At 61.4% G+C, this 19,700-nt stretch carries 13 protein-coding genes; 6 read left to right on the top strand and 7 right to left on the bottom strand.

The features are described from left to right. Window positions 1-77: 77 nt before the first annotated feature. Window positions 78-605, top strand: coding sequence for a cysteine hydrolase family protein (locus QVF59_RS09760; RefSeq protein ID WP_287879263.1), 528 nt, complete (start codon window positions 78-80; stop codon window positions 603-605). 75 nt (window positions 606-680) lie between these two features. On the opposite strand, the gene QVF59_RS09755 is transcribed toward QVF59_RS09760, so the two are convergent. The 5 genes from QVF59_RS09755 to gcvA all read right to left on the bottom strand — a co-directional run bounded on the left by QVF59_RS09755 (window position 681) and on the right by gcvA (window position 7,385). Beyond that, entirely contained in the window at window positions 681-2,207 is a 1,527-nt protein-coding gene (locus QVF59_RS09755) for a fumarate hydratase (protein WP_159875275.1), read from the bottom strand. A gap of 60 nt (window positions 2,208-2,267) precedes the next feature. Beyond that, complete coding sequence (locus QVF59_RS09750; protein WP_287879260.1) at window positions 2,268-3,584, bottom strand: Hpt domain-containing protein; 1,317 nt, start codon at window positions 3,582-3,584, stop codon at window positions 2,268-2,270. A gap of 42 nt (window positions 3,585-3,626) precedes the next feature. Beyond that, a complete protein-coding gene (locus tag QVF59_RS09745; protein WP_159875273.1) occupies window positions 3,627-5,351 on the bottom strand; it encodes a GGDEF domain-containing protein in 1,725 nt (574 codons plus the stop codon). A 3-nt stretch (window positions 5,352-5,354) separates the two neighbouring features. Then, the gene (locus QVF59_RS09740; RefSeq protein WP_240902598.1) at window positions 5,355-6,392 is read right to left on the bottom strand and encodes an extracellular solute-binding protein; all 1,038 of its coding nucleotides are present in this window, start codon (window positions 6,390-6,392) and stop codon (window positions 5,355-5,357) included. A gap of 87 nt (window positions 6,393-6,479) precedes the next feature. Continuing rightward, window positions 6,480-7,385, bottom strand: a complete 906-nt coding sequence (gcvA, locus tag QVF59_RS09735) for a transcriptional regulator GcvA (RefSeq protein ID WP_159875272.1) — start codon at window positions 7,383-7,385, stop codon at window positions 6,480-6,482. Window positions 7,386-7,567: 182 nt separating this feature from the next. Between gcvA and QVF59_RS09730 the strand changes: the two genes are divergently transcribed. The 3 genes from QVF59_RS09730 (at window position 7,568) to QVF59_RS09720 (ending at window position 13,683) form a co-directional block, all read left to right on the top strand. Further along, the gene (locus QVF59_RS09730) at window positions 7,568-8,878 is read left to right on the top strand and encodes an NAD(P)/FAD-dependent oxidoreductase (protein WP_287879257.1); all 1,311 of its coding nucleotides are present in this window, start codon (window positions 7,568-7,570) and stop codon (window positions 8,876-8,878) included. Window positions 8,879-9,111: 233 nt separating this feature from the next. Continuing rightward, window positions 9,112-10,314 (top strand): ammonium transporter, encoded by a 1,203-nt coding sequence (locus QVF59_RS09725; RefSeq protein WP_287879256.1) that lies wholly within the window; start codon window positions 9,112-9,114, stop codon window positions 10,312-10,314. Between the two features lie 162 nt (window positions 10,315-10,476). Next, window positions 10,477-13,683 carry a bifunctional diguanylate cyclase/phosphodiesterase gene (locus QVF59_RS09720; protein ID WP_287879254.1) on the top strand — a complete coding sequence of 1,069 codons (3,207 nt, stop codon included), beginning with the start codon at window positions 10,477-10,479 and terminating at the stop codon, window positions 13,681-13,683. A 15-nt stretch (window positions 13,684-13,698) separates the two neighbouring features. Here QVF59_RS09720 and QVF59_RS09715 read toward each other — a convergent pair whose 3' ends face one another. After that, a complete protein-coding gene (locus QVF59_RS09715) occupies window positions 13,699-16,842 on the bottom strand; it encodes a putative bifunctional diguanylate cyclase/phosphodiesterase (RefSeq protein ID WP_287879252.1) in 3,144 nt (1,047 codons plus the stop codon). 242 nt (window positions 16,843-17,084) lie between these two features. On the opposite strand from QVF59_RS09715, the gene QVF59_RS09710 reads away from it, so the two are divergent. Then, on the top strand, window positions 17,085-18,119 hold the full coding sequence (locus tag QVF59_RS09710) for an NAD(P)H-dependent flavin oxidoreductase (RefSeq protein ID WP_287879250.1): 1,035 nt from the start codon (window positions 17,085-17,087) through the stop codon (window positions 18,117-18,119). An 86-nt stretch (window positions 18,120-18,205) separates the two neighbouring features. Further along, window positions 18,206-18,493, top strand: coding sequence for a hypothetical protein (locus QVF59_RS09705; RefSeq protein WP_287879248.1), 288 nt, complete (start codon window positions 18,206-18,208; stop codon window positions 18,491-18,493). 90 nt (window positions 18,494-18,583) lie between these two features. On the opposite strand, the gene QVF59_RS09700 is transcribed toward QVF59_RS09705, so the two are convergent. Then, window positions 18,584-19,606 carry an adenosine deaminase gene (locus QVF59_RS09700; protein ID WP_287879246.1) on the bottom strand — a complete coding sequence of 341 codons (1,023 nt, stop codon included), beginning with the start codon at window positions 19,604-19,606 and terminating at the stop codon, window positions 18,584-18,586. Between the last annotated feature and the right edge of the window lie 94 nt (window positions 19,607-19,700).

Here is a 19,700-nt window from a genome sequence, read left to right as displayed (position 1 = left end):
TGGCAATCGGGCCACTTCTGCCTTGAGCTGCCACTGGCAATAATGGCCACATTGCAACCCGGCACAGGAGCCACGCCATGGATTACGCCCACACCGCACTCATCGTGATCGATCTACAGAACGACTATTTTCCTAGCGGCAAATACCCGCTATGGCATACGGAAACCGTACTGGACAACTGCGTGGCCGCCATAGCACGGGCGCAAGTGCTGGGTATGCCGGTCATCCTGGTTCAGCATGTGGCCGACAGCAGCAAGGGCTTGGCCCCCTTTTTCAATGCTGGCAGCGAAGGCGTAGCCATTCACCCGCGTATTCTGGCTGCCGCGCCGCAAGCACCGGTAGTGGTGAAACAGGCCGCCGACAGTTTTTACCAGACCACGCTGCAGGCCACGCTGGCAGAACTGGGCAGCCGTAAACTACTGATCTGCGGCATGATGACGCAGAACTGCGTCACCCACACCGCGCTGTCACCAGCAGCCACACAGTACGAAGTAGCCGTGCTGGCCGACTGCTGCACTACCGTGGACCAGATGCTGCATGCGATTGCGCTCAATGCCCTGTCCATTCGCGTGGCACTGCCGACAGTAGCACAAGCATTGGCCTAGTACGCTCCAAGCTGCCGCTAATGAAAAAACCCGCTGGATGGCGGGTTTTTGCTTACTGCAAGGCTACGAGCAGGCTCAGGCCACGTTGACCGGAATCTTGCCAATCTTCACGCGCCATTCCGCCGGGCCGGTGTTGTGCACCGAGATACCGTTGGAATCGACCGCTACCGTTACCGGCATGTCTTTTACTTCAAACTCGTAGATGGCTTCCATGCCCAGGTCGGCAAAGCCCACCACCTTGGAGGCCTTGATGGCCTTGGACACCAGGTAGGCCGAGCCGCCCACCGCCATCAGGTAGACCGCCTTGTTGTCCTTGATGGCTTCGATGGCAGCCGGGCCACGTTCGGCCTTGCCGATCATGCCGAGCAAGCCGGTCTGTTCCAGCATCTGGCGAGTGAACTTGTCCATGCGGGTGGCGGTGGTGGGGCCGGCCGGGCCAACCACTTCGTCACGCACCGGGTCCACCGGGCCCACGTAGTAGATGAAGCGGTTGGTGAAGTCCACCGGCAGCGCCTCGCCCTTGTTCAGCATGTCCACCATGCGCTTGTGCGCGGCATCGCGACCGGTGAGGATCTTGCCGTTGAGCAGCAGCACATCACCCGGCTGCCAGCTGGCCACTTCTTCCTTGGTGATGTTGTCCAGATCAACGCGCTTGCCGTTGCTGGTGTCGTAGGTGATTTCCGGCCAGTCTTCCAGGCTGGGCACGGCCAGATGGGCCGGGCCGCTGCCATCCAGATGGAAATGGATGTGACGGGTGGCGGCACAGTTGGGGATCATCGCTACCGGCAGGCTGGCGGCGTGGGTCGGGTAGTCCAGAATCTTCACGTCCAGCACGGTGGTGAGGCCGCCCAGGCCTTGTGCGCCAATACCCAGCGCGTTCACCTTTTCGAAGATTTCCAGGCGCAGCTGTTCAACGCGGGACAGTTCGGCACCGCTGTCAGCCTTGGCCTTCAGCTCGTGGATGTCCACGTGCGACATCAGGCTTTCCTTGGCCAGCAGCATGGCTTTTTCCGGGGTACCGCCAATGCCGATGCCCAGAATGCCCGGCGGACACCAGCCGGCACCCATGGTGGGCACGGTCTTGATCACCCAGTCGACAATGCTGTCGGACGGATTGAGCGCGTAGAACTTGGACTTGTTCTCCGAGCCACCGCCCTTGGCCGCACAGGTCACTTCCACGCCATCGCCTTCGACAATTTCGAAGTGCACCACGGCCGGGGTGTTGTCCTTGCTGTTCTGACGCTTGCCAGCCGGGTCCAGCAGCACGGAAGCGCGCAGCTTGTTGTCCGGATTGTTGTAGGCGCGGCGTACGCCTTCGTTGACCATTTCCTGTACCGACAGGGTGGCGTCCCACTGCACATTCATGCCCACTTTCAGGAATACCACGGCAATGCCGGTATCCTGACAGATGGGGCGACGGCCTTCGGCGCACATGCGGCTGTTGATCAGGATCTGCGCCATGGCGTCCTTGGCCGCCGGGCTTTCTTCATGCAGATAGGCCTGATACAGGGCGTCGATGTAGTCCTTGGGGTGGTAGCAACTGATGTACTGAAAAGCATCGGCGATGCTTTGAATGAAATCATCCTGACGGATAACAGCCATGAGCGGTCTCTCCAGCGTAGGGGCTTTAGGAATTGTCGGGACATTTTAGGCGCTTGCGCCTTATTGCGCCATGCCTGTGCCTGGTTTGCCCACAGGCTCGGCGGCAGACTGCAGATGCTGGGCAAAATCCTCCAGCGCCTGTTCCAGCGTCAACAGCATGGTTGGCAGGCTGTCACCCAGCCCGGCCCGGGCAGCCTGTTCCAGGCTGGCGGCTGCCTCTGCCAGCCGGTGCGCACCTACCGTGCGGCTGGCTCCCTTGATGCGATGCGCCAGTGCCACACAGGCAGGCAGATCACCCTGCTGCCAGGCGTGCAGCAACAGGCCCAGATCGGCCTGCTTGTCCTGCAGATAGTGCTGCAGCAAGGGCAGCTCCAGCGCCCAGTCGCCCTGACTCAGATCGAACAGCACCGCTCGGTCCAGCACCGGCAAGGCCGCAGTATTGCTGAGCGCGCATTCAGGCAACCAGGGGGACAAGGCAGTGCAATCAAAAGAATGGGGCAGCCAGCCATCCGGCATGGGCTCAAGCGCCTGCGGCAGGGCATGCGGCTCTGGCAGCACCACCAGCAGCGGCGTGTGGCCACGCCAAGGCTGGATGCTTTCCAGGCGGCGCATCGGCTGCAACAAGGCTGGCAGACTGCAACCGGGGTCCGGCTCAGCCAACAGCAGCGCAGCCACCGCCTGCTGCTGCCAGCACTGCAAGGCAGCCGCCACCGTGTTGACGGTTTTCAGCGGATAGCCCGCGCCCTGCAATTGCCGCTGTAGCTGCCCGCTTTGCTCGGCATCGGCACACAGCAACAAAACCGGCCAGCATCCAGCCACGGTGACGCCAGGGGAAGTCTGTGCCTCAGGCATGGTCGGCTTGAGCTGCAGACTGATATGCATGCCGTGCGCACCGGACTCCAGGCTGAGTTCCGCCCCCAGGCTGCGCGCCAGTTGTCGGCAGTGCAGCCAGTCGGCCGGGGCGTGCCGACGCTTGCGCGCGCACGCCGGTCCGCAGTACTTGCCTGCCGACATGCCAGCGTCGCCTGCGCGACTGGCGATCAGCTCCAGGGTAAGAATCTGGCGCATGTGCTGCTGTGCCCACACCTGTGCCTTGAGCACCAGCCGGCCCCCGGCCTGGGCAGGCAAGACCAGCGACAGCAGTTGCATCAGCAGTTGCTGCAGTACGGCAAGGTTCAGTTGCAACACCGCGGCCAGTGCGCTGTCCAGTTCCAAGCTGAAATCCACCTGCAGGTGCTGGGCCTGCGGCTGAAAACGCAGATGCAGCTGGCGCAGCAAGCTGGCAAGCGGGACTGCATCAGCCGCTTGGCCACGATGGCGGGCTGTCAGCAAAGGCCCGATCAGCGGGTGGTGGGCATCAGAAGTCAATGTCGGCATCAGTCACGAAGCGGTTTAGGCCGTATACGGCGCAAACGGGAATCAGGAATAAGGCAGTTGCCTGGTGTGGCCATCGCGCTGGATGGCCTTGACATGATACATGGCGTGGTCGGCTTGGTTGACCAGCTGTTCGGCAGAGGTGCCATCGCGGGGATACAGGCTGTAACCAATGCTGGCCCCTACTTCCAGCTTCTTGCCTTCTACCAGCATGGCCTCGCCAATGGTCAGCGCCAGCTTGCCCAGCAGCTCGGATAGGGCATCGGTGGAAAAACTGCCTTGCAGCAGGATCAGGTACTCATCCCCGCCCATGCGCGCCACCATGTCACTACCGCGCACAGCATGCTGCAGACGGCGGGCAACCACTTGCAACACCTGGTCGCCAATCGCATGGCCATGCTGGTCGTTGATCTGCTTGAAGTGGTCCAGATCGACAAACAGCACGGCAAACTGTGCGCCACTTCGCTGCGACAGCGCCAGCATCTTTTCCAGGTGCTGGAAAAACAGCGCCCGGTTGGCCAGACCGGTGAGGCTGTCGTGGTGCGCCAGATAGCTCAGCTCGCGCTGGTTGTCGTACAGGCTGGCCATATGGCTGTTGATCTGCCGCTGCATGCGGTCAAAATTGCGTGCCAGTACACCAATCTCGTCATTGCGCTCCACCGGCAGAGGCAATTGCTGACGGGTATCGCTAAAACTGCTGGCCGCCTGGGCCAGGATGTTGATTGGCCGCAGCATGGCGCGGGCAAACACCACGGCCAGCAGAATGGCGATGACACTGAAGGCCAGCACCATGTGGATGATGCGCAAGCCCAGCGGGGCAGCCAGTGCCAGCACGCTGCCCAGGGGCTGTACCAGCCCGGTGACCACAAACTCATCGCGACTGCCACGGCCGATGGGGAGCCGGACAAAGGCCATTACCTTGTCGGCTGACTGCTCGGGCTGATCCAGACCGCTGAGCGCCAGGCTGCCCACCTTGCGTTCGAACAGCTGGCGGGTGGGGGCAAAGCTGTCCTGCATCAGAATGCGCCGGCCTTTGTCAAAACCAAAGGTCTGGGCAGGGTCCGGATGTACCAGGAAATCCCCCCAGCGGTTGGCCATGTACAACTGGTAAGCCTTGGGTAGATCCAGCTGCAGCTGGCTTAGCAGCCGTGTCAGATCCAGATTGATCACCAGCAATCCGCCGGGCCGGCCAGCGCGGTCGGAAACCGGTGTCGCCACCATCAGCCCCGGACGCCCCTCGGCATCGTGGGCGGAGCGTTCATGATTGACTGCGATGGATGACTGGTAAATCTGCCCTGCCGGTACCGACAGGGTTTCGAATACATAGGGGAAATGCCCCTTTTCCTGCAGGGCATTGCCCTCAACGCCGACGGTCAGCCCGTTCTGGCTGTCTACACGCACCAGTTCCAGCCCGTTGTCAGCAGCACCGATCAGCCGCACCTGCAGGTATTCCGGATGCAAGGCCAGCATGGATGCAAACGCCCGTGCCAGTTCGCCCCCGGCAATCTGCCGTTCGCGCGGCATGCGGCTGTTGATGACCCGGTCCACCTCCACCAGCCGCGACAGCAGCAGGGCATCATCGGCAGCCTCCTCCACCGACTGCGACAGCCGGCGATTCACCCCGCGTGCGGCGGTCAACAAATCACTCTGCGCCGCCGATACCAGCATGGCGCGGTTGACGGTATAGGCGTAATAGCCGGTGATGCCAGAAGCAAGAATGCCGAAGATGGCCAGCAATACCGCCAGTTTGACCAGCAGACCGGGGCGCATGGTTCAGAAGCTCCCCGGCAGATCGCCGGAATAGATTTTCTGCCACAGCGCTTCACGCCGGGCAGCGTCTTCTACTGGCTGCAGCCACAACACGCGCACACCGGCTTTCAATTCATCGCTGGCCGTCAAGGTATTGGCCAGCCCCTGCCGCGTGGGCAGCAGAGCGCTGACGGATGGCTCCAGCATGTAATTGATCCATTGCTGTGCCAGCAATGGGTTACGCGTGGAAACCGTCATGGCCCAGCAATCCAGCCAGGCCAGCACACCCTCACGTGGAATGGCATAGCCGACATCGGCCCCGGCCTGGCGCAGGGAGTTGAGCTGCTGGGTGCCGTAATTGCCAAACATCACGGCAATCCGATGGCGGATGAACAGCTCGCTGGCCTCTTCCGGCAACGTGTAATAGGTAAGCACATTACGCCGCAGGGCAATCAGCCGCTGCACCAGCATGGCTTGCTGGGCAGCCGACAGCTGGAATGGCTGGCTGATGCCGCTGGCCAGCGCAGCAAAGGAAAAATTGTGCTGACCGCTGTTGAAATCCAGCACCTTGTGGCGGTAGCGCGGGTCCCACAGCACGTTCATCGAATCCGGTGGCCGGGTAAACTGCCGCCGGTCATAGATGATGCCCATGGTGGAATAGGTATACGGAACGGCATACAGCCGGCCTTGTTGCTGCAGACCGGGAATGGCAGCCAGATGACGAAAACGTGGCAGCTGCCGGCTGGTATTGGGCAGCAAGGCGGGGTCAAGCGGTTTGAGCAGGCCAGCGGCGTAGTAGCGCTGCATTTCGGCGGTATTGGCAGCCACCACATCAAAACGCGGGCCTTTTACCGCATGCATGTGCGCCCACAGCGCCTCGTCGGAATCGACAAAGGTCACCTCGACGCTGGCCTGGTAGCGCTGCTCGAATGCCTGCACCACATCCGGGTCGGCATAGCCGGGCCAGGCCAGCACGCGCAGCACGTCCTTGGCCATTACCAGCTGGCAGCACAACAGGCAGCCAATCATCCCCGCAAGCAGGCTGTTTATTCTTGATGCCACGTTTGGTTTTCTTTTTTCAATCTGCCGTTTGAATTTTGAATGTAGCTGTTTACCAGAGTTTATACCTTATTTTTTAACAGAAATTTCCTAGCGAACCAGACTTTCGCGATAGCTTGCAGCCTGCTGCAACAGCCAGCCGGCAAAAGCCTGATGCGGTGGTGACTCTACCCGATCGGGCGGATAGACCAGATAGTAGGCATTGTCGCTGGGCAAAGGCAGTTCGCACGGCGTAACCAGATTGCCGCTGCTGATTTCCTGCTGCACCAGAAAACGTGGCACCAGCGCCACGCCCATGCCGGCGCGAGCGGCTTCCACCAGCATGGAAAACAGCTCGTAGCGCGCGCCCACCATCGCTTGTGGATTATCCACTCCGGCTGTGACAAACCATCGTTGCCAGGCATCGTGCCGGGCTGACAGATGCAGCAAACGGCAGGCGGCCAGCTGTGCCGGTGCCACAGCGTCGGAGGCAAGCAGCTGCGGGCTGCATACCGGAATCATCTCCTCGCCAAACAACCAGTCCGCCTCGGCACCGGGCCATACGCCATTGCCGAAATGGATGCAGGCGTCAAAGCCGGTATCGGTAAAGATAAAGGGATCGGAACGGGTGGTGATATTGACCGTAACGTGCGGGTGCTGCTGATAGAACTGTGGCAGGCGCGGTATCAGCCAGCGAGTGGCAAAAGTGGGCACGGCAGCCAGTTCGATGACCCCGTCCGAGCCCTGATGCGCCATCAGCGACAGGGTGTGCCGCTCCAGCCGTGCCAGGCAGTCGCGCACGCCACGTGCATACACCCGCCCGGCTTCGGTCAAGCTCACCCGACGCTTGATACGGTGAAACAAGGCCACCCCCAGCATGTCCTCCAGTTGGGCAATCTGCTTGCACACCGCGCTCTGGGTAAGTGCCAGTTCCTCGGCGGCACGCGTAAAGCTCTGGTGGCGAGCGGCGCACTCCAGCGCCTGCAGCGCCTCGATACCGGGTAGTCGTTTCCGCATACATTCTTCCTCAAACTCACAATGTGCTGAATTTATATCGTTTGCGACTGGCGCAATGGCACAGGCAAAGTAGCCTGCATTCATTACCTATCCAACCATCACGCCAGCATTGCCAGTCTGTCCATATCACAACTTGGTGCATGAATGGAAGCAACAGCCAGGCACTGGCAAGGGAGCAGCAAATGCTACAGCACAGCAAAAAAATCGTCATTGTCGGAGGCGGTGCCGGTGGCCTGGCACTGGCCAGCCGCCTGGGACGCCTGGCGCGTAAGGATAAGCGCCTGGACATCACGCTGGTGGATGCCGCACGCACCCACATCTGGAAACCGCTGCTACACGAAATTGCTGCCGGCAGCATGAACCCGCACCGGGAAGCGCTGGACTACCTGGCCCAGGCCAAACGCCACGGTTTCCGCTTTTGTCTGGGCCGCATGCAGGATCTGGACCGCCAGCAACGCCGCATCCATATCGCTGCCACGGCGGATGAACAGGGCCAGCCGCTGATTCCGGCCAGACAGCTGGACTACGACATCCTGGTGCTGGCCGTAGGCAGTGCCACCAATGACTTCGGCACGCCCGGCGTGGCCGAACATGCGATCTGCCTTAACACCCCGGATGATGCCAGCCGCTTCCACCGCCAACTGGTGAACGCCTGCATCCGTGCCAGCCTGCAGCCAGGCCCTCTGCGGCCCGAGCAGCTGCAGCTCACCATCATCGGGGCCGGAGCCACCGGGGTGGAGCTGGCGGCCGAGCTGCGTAACACCACGCGCGAGCTGGTGGCGCATGGCCGGGAAAACATCAATCCGGATCGTGACATCCGCCTCACCCTGATCGAGGCCGGACCGCGCATCCTGCCGGCCCTGCCGCCTGCCATTGCCGCCAAGGCGCAGCGCCAATTGCAGGAAATGCAGGTGCGGGTGCTGTGTGGCGAGCGCGTCAGTGTAGTCAGGGATGGTGCAGTGCATACCGCCAGCGGCCAGTGCATTGCGTCGGAACTGGTAGTCTGGGCCGCCGGGGTGCAGGCTCCGGCATTTCTGGCCGGACTGGCAGGGCTGGAAAGCAATCGCCTTAATCAGCTACTGGTTCGCCCCACGCTGCAGACCACGCTGGATGAAAACGTATTTGCCCTGGGCGACTGCGCCGCCTGCCCGGACCGCCAGGGCTGGGTGCCGCCACGCGCGCAGGCTGCCAGCCAGCAGGCGGATCTGCTGTTCCACAATGTCCGCTGCCTGCTGGCGGGAAAGCCGTTGCGGGCATTTCATTACCGTGATCTGGGATCGCTGATTTCGCTGGGCCGCTACAGCACGGTGGGCAGTCTGATGAGTGCACTGTCGCGCCGCAGCCTGTTTGTCCACGGCCAGTTTGCCCGGCTGATGTATCTGTCGCTGTATCACCGACACCAACTGAGCCTGTTTGGCTGGCTCCCCACCCTGCTGACAGCCGCCGGACGCCTGCTCAGCCGGCGTACCCAGCCACAGGTCAAGCTGCACTGATACCGATGGCAGCAAGCACCATGCACCAAACAGCAGCACAAAACACAATGCAAACCCCGTTTTGGTGCATGCGCACCGTTTTGCATCACCACAGCCCGCACTGCATCTCCCCAAAAACGGGCTGACTGCGGCCATTTTCGTGCACGAACAGCCCAAGCTGGTGCGATCTTGCCCCAGCTGGCACTGCGCTTGCTTTAAGGAGGCAACAAAAGCCGACAACAACGGGACTCGCCATGCCAACTGCCAACTCGCCATCAGACGTACTGTTTCTGCTGCTCGGGGCCATCATGATTCTGGCCATGCACGCTGGATTCGCCTTTCTGGAACTGGGCACCGTGCGCAAGAAAAACCAGGTCAATGCCCTGGTGAAGATTCTCACCGACTTTGCCGTCTCTGCTATTGCCTACTTCTTTGTCGGCTATACCGTGGCCTACGGCGTCAACTTCCTGGGTGATGCCCGCCATATCGCCGAGCACCACGGCTACGAGCTGGTAAAGTTCTTCTTCCTGCTGACCTTTGCCGCGGCCATTCCGGCCATTGTGTCGGGCGGCATTGCCGAGCGCGCCAAATTCCACCCGCAGTCGGCTGCCACCTTTTTGCTGGTGGGGCTGGTATATCCCTTTTTCGAAGGCATTGCCTGGAACAACCATTACGGCGTACAGGACTGGCTGAGCCACAGTTTCGGCCAGCCCTTCCATGACTTTGCCGGTTCGGTGGTAGTGCATGCGGTGGGCGGCTGGATCGGCCTGGCTGCCGTGCTCAACCTGGGTGCACGTCGTGGCCGTTACAGCAAGGAAGGCCGCATCTCCGCCCATCCGCCCTCTTCCATTCCGTTTCTGGCGCTGGGCGCGTGGATTCTGATTGTTGGCTGGTTCGGCTTCAATGTGATGAGCGCCCAGCGTCTGGACGGCATTTCCGGCCTGGTGGCCATCAACTCGCTGATGGCCATGGTGGGCGGCACCCTCAGCGCCATGTGGGCAGGCAAGAACGACCCCGGCTTCATTCACAACGGCCCGCTGGCCGGCCTGGTGGCGGTGTGCGCCGGTTCGGACATCATGCATCCGCTGGGTGCGCTGGTAGTGGGCCTGGTGGCCGGCGGCATGTTTGTCTGGCTGTTTACCCAGACCCAGAACCGCTGGAAAATTGATGATGTGCTAGGGGTATGGCCGCTGCATGGCATCTGTGGTGCCTGGGGCGGCGTTGCCGCCGGTATTTTTGGCCAGAGCGCACTGGGCGGGCTGGGTGGTGTCAGCCTGGTGTCCCAGTTGCTGGGTACGGTTGCCGGCATTGCCATCGGCTTTGGCGGTGGCTATGCCGTGTATGCACTGCTGCGCAAGACCGTGGGCATCCGCCTGGATGAAGAAGAAGAATTCAACGGTGCCGACCTGACCATCCACCAGATCACCGCTACGCCGGACCGCGAAACCAACTGGTAATTCCATCCTGCGCTGGTCGGGCCTGGTGCGCAGGCTCGCCCAGCTTGTCATAAGCTTGATCCGCCTCAGACTTTGTCGGTTTTGTCTGACAAGAGGACACACAGCGCGCATGGCCTCCGCTATGCTGACAACAAGCATCACCCGCAGGCAGCAACCGGAATCATGAGCACGCAACTTCCCCCACATGGCAGGAGCTCCCTGCGCACCCGCATTACCCTTGGCATGCTGCTGGCACTGGTCGTCACCCTATGGCTGGCCACCTTGCTGATCAGCCACAGTCTGCGCCAGCAGATGGAAGCCACCATCTCGGCCCAGCAGTTTTCCACCGTGTCACTGGCCGCACGCGAAGTGGACCGCTCGGTCAGGGAGCGCGTACTGGCGCTGCAGTCTCTCACCGAGCAGTTCAAGAACAAACCGCTAAGCACCGCAGCCATCCAGCCCGAACTGCTGCGCCGCCCCATTTTGCTGATGATGTTCAACTGGGGCGTGATGGTGCTGGACAAAAACGGCATGGTGAAAGCCAGCATACCCGAGAGCCTGGGCCGCAATGGTCGTTCCTATGCTGACCGCGCATTCTTCCAACAAGCCATGCGGCAAGGTGGGCGCCATATCACCGAGCCCATGCAAGGGCTGCACACCGGCAAGCCGGTGATTTCCATGCTGGAACCGCTGCTGGATGACAAAGGCGAAATGGTGGGCATGATCATGGGCGTGACCAATCTGGCACAGCCCAATTTCCTGGATGACATCAGCTCGGCCAGATATGGTGTCACTGGCAGCTTTTTCATCACCTCGCCGCAAAGCCGCCGCTACATCATGTCGTCGGACAAGCAGCGCCTGCTCAATCCCGGCCCACCGCCTGGCGTCAACCCGGTATACGACCGCTATATCAATGGCGAAGAAGGCTCTGGTGTGGCCATGAGTTCACGCGGGGTACTGGAGCTGTCCTCCAGCGTACAGATCAAGTCCACCGGCTGGCTGATGCAGTCGGTACTACCGGCAGAAGAAGCCTTTGCCCCCATTCGCACCCTGCAGCGCCAGCTGTTTGGCCTGACCTTGCTGCTAACGCTGCTGGCTGGTGGCCTGAGCTGGTGGTGGCTGCGCCGTCAATTACTGCCACTCAGCGAAGCTACCCAGTTGCTGACGCGCATGGGCGATGGCGAATTGCCCAGACAAGCCTTGCCGGTAAGCCGGGCCGATGAGGTCGGCCTGCTGGCGGCGTCCTTCAACGGTCTGCTCGAGCGCATCCAGCGTGAAGAAGACAAAGCAGCCGAACATGCCGCCAACCAGCTGCTGCGCAAGATCGTGTCGCAGATTCCCGGCGTGGTTTTCCAGTACCGGCTATTTGCCGATGGCCACGGTTGCTTTCCCTTTGCCAGCGAAGCGTTTTACGACATTTACGGCATTCGGCCTGAAGCTGTCAGCCAAAGTGCCGATGCCATCCGCGAACTGGTTCACCCCGAGGACCGCGACAGCTTTTTTGATGCCCTACAGCACTCGGCGGCCACGCTGACCCAATGGCGTACCGAATATCGCATCTGCCTGCCGGATGGCCAGATCAAATGGCTGCTGGTGGATGCCATGCCGGAACAGGATGGTCACGATGTGCTGTGGTACGGTTTTATCGCCGATATCAGCCGCCATAAGCGCATGGAGGCGGAGCTGCGCATTGCCGCCACCACCTTTCTCACCCAGGAAGGCATCATGGTGACCGATCCGGGCGGCATCATCCTGCGGGTCAATCCCTCGTTCTGCCAGATCACCGGCTATGACAGCGCGGATGTGGTGGGCAAGACCCCTGCCGTGCTCAGTTCGCATCGCCATCCGGCCGCCTTTTATCAGCAACTGTGGCAATCCCTGCTGGACAAGGGTGCCTGGCAGGGGGAAATCTGGAATGCACGCCGCAACGGTGAAGTATTTCCGGAATGGCTCACCATCACCGCAGTCAGGGACAGCGCCGGGCAAACCAGCCATTACGTGGCTATTTTCCAGGACATTACCGAGCGCAAGGCCGCTGCCGATGAAATCCAGACCCTGGCCTTCTACGATGCCCTCACCCACCTGCCCAACCGCCGCCTGCTGCAAGACCGGTTGCAACATGCGCTGGATGCCGCCCGCCGCCAGCAGGAATACGGTGCACTGCTATTCCTGGACCTGGACAATTTCAAGTCGCTGAACGACACCATGGGCCACGATATCGGCGACATCCTGCTGCAGGAAGTTGCCAGCCGCCTGCTGCGCTGCCTGCGTACCGGCGATACCGTCGCCCGGCTGGGCGGGGATGAGTTCATCGTCATGCTGGAAAACCTGGGAACACAGCGCGATCAGGCCATGCGCGAGGCTGAAACCGTAGGCCGCAAGATTCTGGCTGCACTACACCAGCCCTACCAGCTGTGTGGCCACGACTATCGTGGCAGCTCCAGCCTGGGCATTGCCCTGTTTGCCGACGAAAACGGCAGCAGCGAGGACATTCTCAAGCAGGCTGATCTGGCGATGTACCAGGCCAAGTCGGCCGGGCGTAATACCCTGCGTTTCTTCGACCCGGTGATGCAAGCGGAAATCAACGCCCGCACCCGGCTGGAGACCGAGCTGCACCAGGCGCTGGAACAAGGTGAATTCAGCCTGTACTACCAGCCGCAAATCCACCATGCCCAGCCCTGCCGCAGCGTGGAGGCCCTGCTGCGCTGGCATAGCCCGCAACACGGGCTGATGCTGCCAGGGGCCTTCATCGCACTGGCAGAACAGAGCAACCTGATTCTCGCCATCGACCACTGGGTGCTGCAACAAGCCTGTATCCAGCTGGCCGAGTGGGCACACCACCCGGCCACCGCGCAACTGAGCATTGCCGTGAATGTCAGCGCCCGCCAGTTCCACCAAACCGACTTTGTCGCCCGGGTCAGCCGTTTGTTGCGGGAAAGCGGTGCCAACCCGGCACTGCTGAAACTGGAAATCACCGAAAGCCTGCTGCTGATGAAGCTGAACGATGCGGCCTGCAAAATGGACAGCCTGCGCGCGCTGGGCATCAGCTTTGCCCTGGACGACTTTGGCACCGGCTACTCATCACTGTCCTACCTCAAGCAACTGCCGCTGGACCAGGTGAAGATAGACCGCAGCTTTGTACGGGATGTACTGGAGAACAGCAATGATGCCGCCATCTGCAAGGCGGTGATCGCCCTGGGACAAAGCCTGGGCCTGGCAGTAATTGCCGAAGGGGTGGAAACCAGCGGTCAATACGACTTCATGGTGGCGCAAGGTTGTCTGGCCGTGCAGGGCTACCTGTTCAGCAAGGCAATGCCGGCCAGTCAGTTGCCTGGCTGGCTGGCGCAATCACAGCCTTATGCTGCCCAAGCCAGTGCGGCAGATGGCTGAGCCATGCTGCAGATGTCAGCCGGTTATCGGCTCGGCAGCCTGGTGTAAACGCGCATAACGGCTGAATTCGGCAGCCGGCAGCGGACGGCTGAACAGATAGCCTTGCAGTTCCTTGCAGCCATGCGTACGCAGCAACTCCAGCTGTTCTGCAGTTTCCACGCCTTCGGCAATGGTAAGCAGGCCCAGGCTGTCTGCCATGTGGATGATGGCGGCCACCAGGGCGCGGTCTTCCGGATCGGTAACGATATCGCGCACAAAGGACTGGTCGATTTTCAGTTTGTACACCCGGAACTGCTTGAGCAGGTTGAGCGAAGAATATCCGGTGCCAAAATCATCGATAGACATGCGTATGCCCTGTTCATACAAGGCATTCATCACGGCGATGGCCTGTTGTGGGTCGTACATGGCCACGCCTTCGGTCAGCTCCAGTTCCAGGCAACTGGCCGGCAAGCCTTCTTCCTGCAGAATACGTGCCACCAGCGTCGGCAGATCGGTCTGACGGAATTGCACTGCCGACAGGTTGACCGCCATCACCAGTTCCAATCCCTGATCACGCCACTGCCTTGCCTGGCGTACCGCCTGACGCAATACCCACTCGCCCAATGGCAGGATCAGCCCGCAGTCCTCAGCGACCGGAATGAACTCACCCGGGGAAATGCTGCCCAGTTCGGGGTGAGTCCAGCGCAGCAGTGCCTCGGCACCAAGCAGGCGGCCATCCTCCATCGCCAGCTGCGGCTGGTAGTGGATGCTGAATTGCTGCTGTTCCAGTGCCATGCGCAACGCATTCACCAGCAACAGGTGGCGCGTGGCTTTTTCCTGAATGGCCGCAGTGTAGAAACGGTAGCAGCTGCGGCCGGCCTTCTTGGCCAGATACATGGCGGCGTCGGCGCGGCGTGAGAGGGTTTCCAGGTCCTGGCCATCATCGGGATATATTGCAATGCCAATGGAGGCCGACACGTTCAGATCGTAAGGATCCACCCGGCAGGGACGGGCAATATCTTCCAGCAGCTTGCGTGCCAGCTGTTCGGCCTCGGTGGCACCGGCATCAGGCAGCAGCAGGATGAACTCGTCCCCACCCAGCCGGGATATCAGCGCGCCTTCGGGCATCACCACACGCAGCCGTGCCGCCAGCCGCACCAGCAGGGCATCGCCCACGCTGTGGCCCAACGAGTCGTTGATGTCCTTGAAGTGATCCAGATCGAGAAACATCAGCGCCAATGCGGCCTGCTTGCTGGCAAGTTGCTGCAACGCCTGCTGGCTCTGTTCTTCCAGCATCACGCGATTGGGCAGGCCGGTCAGTACATCGTAATGGGCCAGGTAACGGATGTGCTGCTCGTTCTGCTTGCGCTGGGTGATGTCGCGGGTAATGGCCAGCTGCATGCTGATGTTGCCGTCCTCTGCCCGCATCGGGGCCGCATGGGTTTCCAGCCAGCGCCGGCTGCCATGCAGCCCGGTGATTTCAAACTCCAGGGTCCGGCTCTGGCCATCCATGACATCCCGGTGCAGCTGTTTAAAGGCTGCGTGGTATTCCGGACGGATGAAGTGCAACAAGCCCAGCTGCTGCACCTGCTGCAGGTTGTCCACTTCCAGCATGTTCATGCCGGCATGGTTCATCTCCAGCAGCTGGCCGTCCCGACCCACCACCTTGATGCATTCCGGCTCGGTTTCAATAATGGTGCGCAGGCGCTGCTCACTCTGCTGCAAGGCAGAACTGGCTTGCTGCCGGGCTTGCTCGCGCTGGAAGCTGTCCAGTGCATAATCCACGTCCATCACCATTTCTTCGATCAGCTTGCGCGCGGCCAGATCGAAAGCATGTGCTTCCGCACTGTACAAGGTCAGCGCACCAATAATGCGTCCCTCACGCTGCAAAGGCAGTGAAGCCGAGGAACCCCAGCCATATTGTTCGGCGCGAGCATGCCAGGGGGCGGTGGTGGGATCGTGACGGAAGTCCTGACACCACTGCACCATGCCGGTCAGCACGGCCCGTCCGGTGGGACCATGGCTGAGCGGATTGTCCTCGTCGGTCGCCAGCGGCAGGTCGGACAGGTATTCCGTGCCGTTGCCAAACGCACACAGCGGCCGGATATGTCTGGCTTCCTCATCCAGCAGCCCGACCCATACCATCTTCATGCCACCATGGATGACCGCCGCCTGGCAGATCTGCTCGAACAGCTCGCGCTCGTCACGGCTGCGGACAATGGCTTGGTTGCACTGGCTCAGGGCATTGTAAAGCCCGGTCAGGCGCTGGTTGCGCGCATCCGCCAGCTGGCGTTCTGCATCCAGCCGCTGCAGCTTGCGCCAGGTCTCGGCCAGCCAGCCCATGATGCTGTTACCGGCGGAGGCCGACAAGGATGCCGGGGGCGAAAAGTCACCGCTGCCCAACCGGACAAGGCTGGCATGCAGCTCGCTCACCGTGGCACCGAGAATGCCATACAGATTGCGCCGCAAACCCCACAACAGCGGAATCAGCAACAGGACAAGGGCAATGAACAGGCAGCGCAGTTGCAGGGCATAGCGCTCGGCATCATGTACCGCCTGTGCCGTGCGCTGCGCGGACATGTGATTGAAAAGGGCAATCGGCTGCATGATACCGGCCTTGGCACGGTGATAAGCGGCATCGTGCAACATCAGGATTGCTTGCTGCCGTGGCGGTGAGCCAAAAGGCGGATTGGCTGCCACCAGCCGCATGGCCGCCCACTCGGTACGGGTCAGGGCATCGGAATTGGCCTTGGCTGTGGCCAGCATGGCCATTTCAGCCGCGGTAAAACCAGCATCACGCATGCGTTGCAGCAAGGAGGGGGCCGGGGCGGAAAGCTGTGGGCGGCGATCGTCTCCCAATACCAGGTCCCAGTAGCTGCTCTGGTAATCGACTGGTCGGGGAGCCTTGCCATCGCGGATAGCCAGGATTTCGCGGTAATGCTGCTGATAGAGCGGATTGCCCGTCACCACATAGGTGCGCACCATGCGGGTGAGATCGTCGCTGGACTGCCGCAACTCGCCTGCCAGCAAAATCGATGCATGCCGGGCCTCGTTGGCCCGGTCAATGGCCTTCTCCGCCCGGACATACAGCACGAAGCTGACAACAACGGCAATGAACACCAGCAGGATCAGCCAGTAATAACGGGAGAGCAGCAGCAGTTTGCTCTTGACGGTCAGCATGGCTTTATCAGCCCTTTATTATCGTATTTGCCCTGATAGCGAGCGGGACGGGCATGGCTGCCTGATTATGGCGCAAAAACAGTGATTTCACAGTCAGAATCAGATAATTCATCATCAAAATACGCATAGGTAGCGGCAACGCTACACAATACGACCACCCCGGCCAGCGCTGCCAACAACATGTTCAGCAGGCTGGAACTGGCCTATGCTGCTGCTTCATCCCGACATCACAAGGACAGGACATGACGCTGACGCAATGGCTGGACATCCCCTTCCCCATCATTCAGGCCCCGATGGCCGGCGTGCAGGGCAGCCGGCTCGCCATTGCCGTGAGCGAAGCCGGCGCACTGGGATCACTACCCGCCGCCATGCTGTCCAGTACGCAGTTGCAAGCCGAGTTGCAAACGCTGCAAGTACTGGGCAAGAAACCTTATAACCTCAACTTCTTCTGCCATCAGCCGCCAGCAGACGACCCGGCCCGCCTGGCCGGCTGGCAGGCGCTGCTGCAGCCCTATTACCAGCAGGAAGGCATCGCCGCCGTCGCGGCAGGTGGTGTGCAACGCCTGCCCTTCAATCAGGAAATGGCCGATCTGGTCAGCCACTACCGCCCGGCAGTAGTCAGCTTCCACTTCGGCCTGCCCGCCCCCGCCCTGCTGCAGCAGGTGAAGGCTGCCGGCTGCAAGGTGCTGTCCTCCGCCACCACCGTGGCCGAGGCGCGCTGGCTGGCAGCCAATGGAGCCGATGCCATCATCGCGCAGGGGCTGGAGGCCGGCGGACATCGCGGCATGTTTCTTGATCTTGATCTGGACACCCAGCTGGGCAGCTTTGCCCTTCTACCGCAAGTGGTGGCCGCAGTAACACTGCCGGTGATTGCCGCCGGTGGCATTGCCGATGCCGCCGGGATTGCCGCCGCCATGCGCTTGGGCGCAGCCGGGGTACAGGTGGGAACGGCCTATCTGCTATGCGATGAGGCCGATACCAGCCCGCTGCACCGGACGGCACTGGCCGGGTCGCGCGCGGCACATACAGCGCTCACCACGCTGTACAGCGGCAGACCGGCACGCGGCATCGTCAACCGGCTGATGCGTGAGCTGGGACCGCGCCATCCGGCAGCTCCCGCCTTTCCGCTGGCATCGGCCGCACTCGCCCCCTTGCGTGCTGCGGCAGAAGCACAAGGCCGCGATGATTTCAGCCCGCTGTGGTGCGGCCAGAACGCCAGCGGCTGCCATGCCATTCCGGCAGCACAGCTGACACGTCAGCTGGCCGGGCAGGCATAGCCACTGCAAAACGCGGTAAACCCCGGCAATACCCAGGCCAAGGCTTGCTAGTCTTGTCCTGTAACCATTCTCCGGAGTCCCGACCGATGCCACACATCCATTACCCTGCCCTGCTGCTGTGCGGGCTACTGCTGGCGGGTATCGCCAGTGCCGATGACCGCCCGCCACCACCTGCCGACGGCGATATGCCGCCACCTCAAGGCCAGCCGCACGAAGGCCATCAGCCGCCACCGGAAGCCTTTGCTGCCTGTGGCGGCAAGCATCCGGGTGACAAGGTGGTGATCCAGCTGCATGGTCAAAGTATCCCGGCGCGCTGCGTTGATTTTCACGGCAAGCTGGCGGCCCGGCCAGATCAGCCGCCGCCACAACAGTAAAAATACCAAAGCAAAAAGCCCCGCAGTCCGGGGCTTTTTATGCTGCCGCACCATCCACAAGCATGGCGCATGGCTGGCACAAGATCTGTCTCAGTCGGCAAAACCGGCGGCAATGCGGGTGCACTCTGCCAGCCAGTGCGCCTTTTCCTCCGGGGCCAGCCAGCTGGCTTCAAAGCCGTTCTGGCACAGCTGGACGATCTCGGCCTTGCTCAGGCCCAGTTCTCGCGCGCAGCCCAGATAGTTTTCCTGCACATAACCACCAAAATAGGCCGGGTCATCCGAGTTCACCGTGGCACACAAACCCGCCTGCAGCAGCTGGCGCAGATTGTGATCTTTCAGTTGGTCGAACACGCGCAGCTTGATATTGGAATACGGGCATACCGTCAGCGGCATGCGGCTGGCCACCAGTCGTGCCACCAGGGCGGCATCTTCCAGCGCCCGCACCCCGTGGTCGATGCGGCATACCTTGAGCAGGTCCAGCGCCTCCCAGACATAGGCCGGCGGGCCTTCCTCGCCGGCATGGGCCACGCAGGGCAGGCCCAGTTGATGACAGGCGGCAAACAGGCGGGCAAACTTGGCCGGCGGGTGGCCCACCTCGCTGGAATCCAGACCGAAACCGTCAATCCCGGCCAGATAGGGACGCGCCTGCTCCAGCACGGCAAAACCGTCTTCTTCGCTCAGGTGGCGCAAAAAGGACATGATCAGCCGCGAGCTGATGCCCAGCTGTGCACGGGCATCATCCAGTGCCCGGCGGATACCCTGGTATGCCGTGCCAAAGGCAATGCCGCGCTCGGTATGGGTTTGCGGATCAAAGAAAATCTCGGTGTGCACTACCTTGTCGTCTCGACAGCGCAGCAAGTAGGCCCAGGTCAGATCGTAAAAGTCCTGCTCGGTCTGCAACACGCCGGCACCGGCGTAGTAGAGGTCGAGGAAGGATTGCAGATTATCGAAAGCATAAGCGGCACGCACCGCTTCCACCGTGGGATAGGGCAGGCTGATGCCGTTGCGCTCGGCCAGCCGGAACATCATTTCCGGCTCCAGGCTTCCTTCGATATGCAGGTGCAGCTCGGCTTTGGGCAAGGCGGCAATCAGCGCAGCATGGGCTTGACTCATGGTATTTCCTGGCGGGAGCCCGGTCAGACGGCAGGCAGGGCCTGTCGCTTCATATCGAGCAAAAGCAGCATGATAACCATTGCCGGGCATGGGC

The organism is Aquitalea sp. (assembly GCF_030150775.1).
In the GTDB taxonomy this organism is placed as follows: domain Bacteria; phylum Pseudomonadota; class Gammaproteobacteria; order Burkholderiales; family Chromobacteriaceae; genus Aquitalea; species Aquitalea denitrificans.
Note: the sequence above shows the minus strand (reverse complement) of the source record. Positions and strands in the feature narration are given on the sequence as shown.

Bases quoted from the DNA above. Each gene is read 5' to 3' on its own strand.
- QVF59_RS09745 (WP_159875273.1), bottom strand. From the start codon at position 5,351: ATGCGCCCCGGTCTGCTGGTCAAACTGGCGGTATTGCTGGCCATCTTC.
- QVF59_RS09725 (WP_287879256.1), top strand. From the start codon at position 9,112: ATGCCAACTGCCAACTCGCCATCAGACGTACTGTTTCTGCTGCTCGGG.
- QVF59_RS09760 (WP_287879263.1), top strand. From the start codon at position 78: ATGGATTACGCCCACACCGCACTCATCGTGATCGATCTACAGAACGAC.
- QVF59_RS09715 (WP_287879252.1), bottom strand. From the start codon at position 16,842: ATGCTGACCGTCAAGAGCAAACTGCTGCTGCTCTCCCGTTATTACTGG.
- QVF59_RS09700 (WP_287879246.1), bottom strand. From the start codon at position 19,606: ATGAGTCAAGCCCATGCTGCGCTGATTGCCGCCTTGCCCAAAGCCGAG.
- QVF59_RS09705 (WP_287879248.1), top strand. From the start codon at position 18,206: ATGCCACACATCCATTACCCTGCCCTGCTGCTGTGCGGGCTACTGCTG.
- QVF59_RS09710 (WP_287879250.1), top strand. From the start codon at position 17,085: ATGACGCTGACGCAATGGCTGGACATCCCCTTCCCCATCATTCAGGCC.
- gcvA (WP_159875272.1), bottom strand. From the start codon at position 7,385: ATGCGGAAACGACTACCCGGTATCGAGGCGCTGCAGGCGCTGGAGTGC.
- QVF59_RS09755 (WP_159875275.1), bottom strand. From the start codon at position 2,207: ATGGCTGTTATCCGTCAGGATGATTTCATTCAAAGCATCGCCGATGCT.
- QVF59_RS09750 (WP_287879260.1), bottom strand. From the start codon at position 3,584: ATGCCGACATTGACTTCTGATGCCCACCACCCGCTGATCGGGCCTTTG.
- QVF59_RS09730 (WP_287879257.1), top strand. From the start codon at position 7,568: ATGCTACAGCACAGCAAAAAAATCGTCATTGTCGGAGGCGGTGCCGGT.
- QVF59_RS09720 (WP_287879254.1), top strand. From the start codon at position 10,477: ATGAGCACGCAACTTCCCCCACATGGCAGGAGCTCCCTGCGCACCCGC.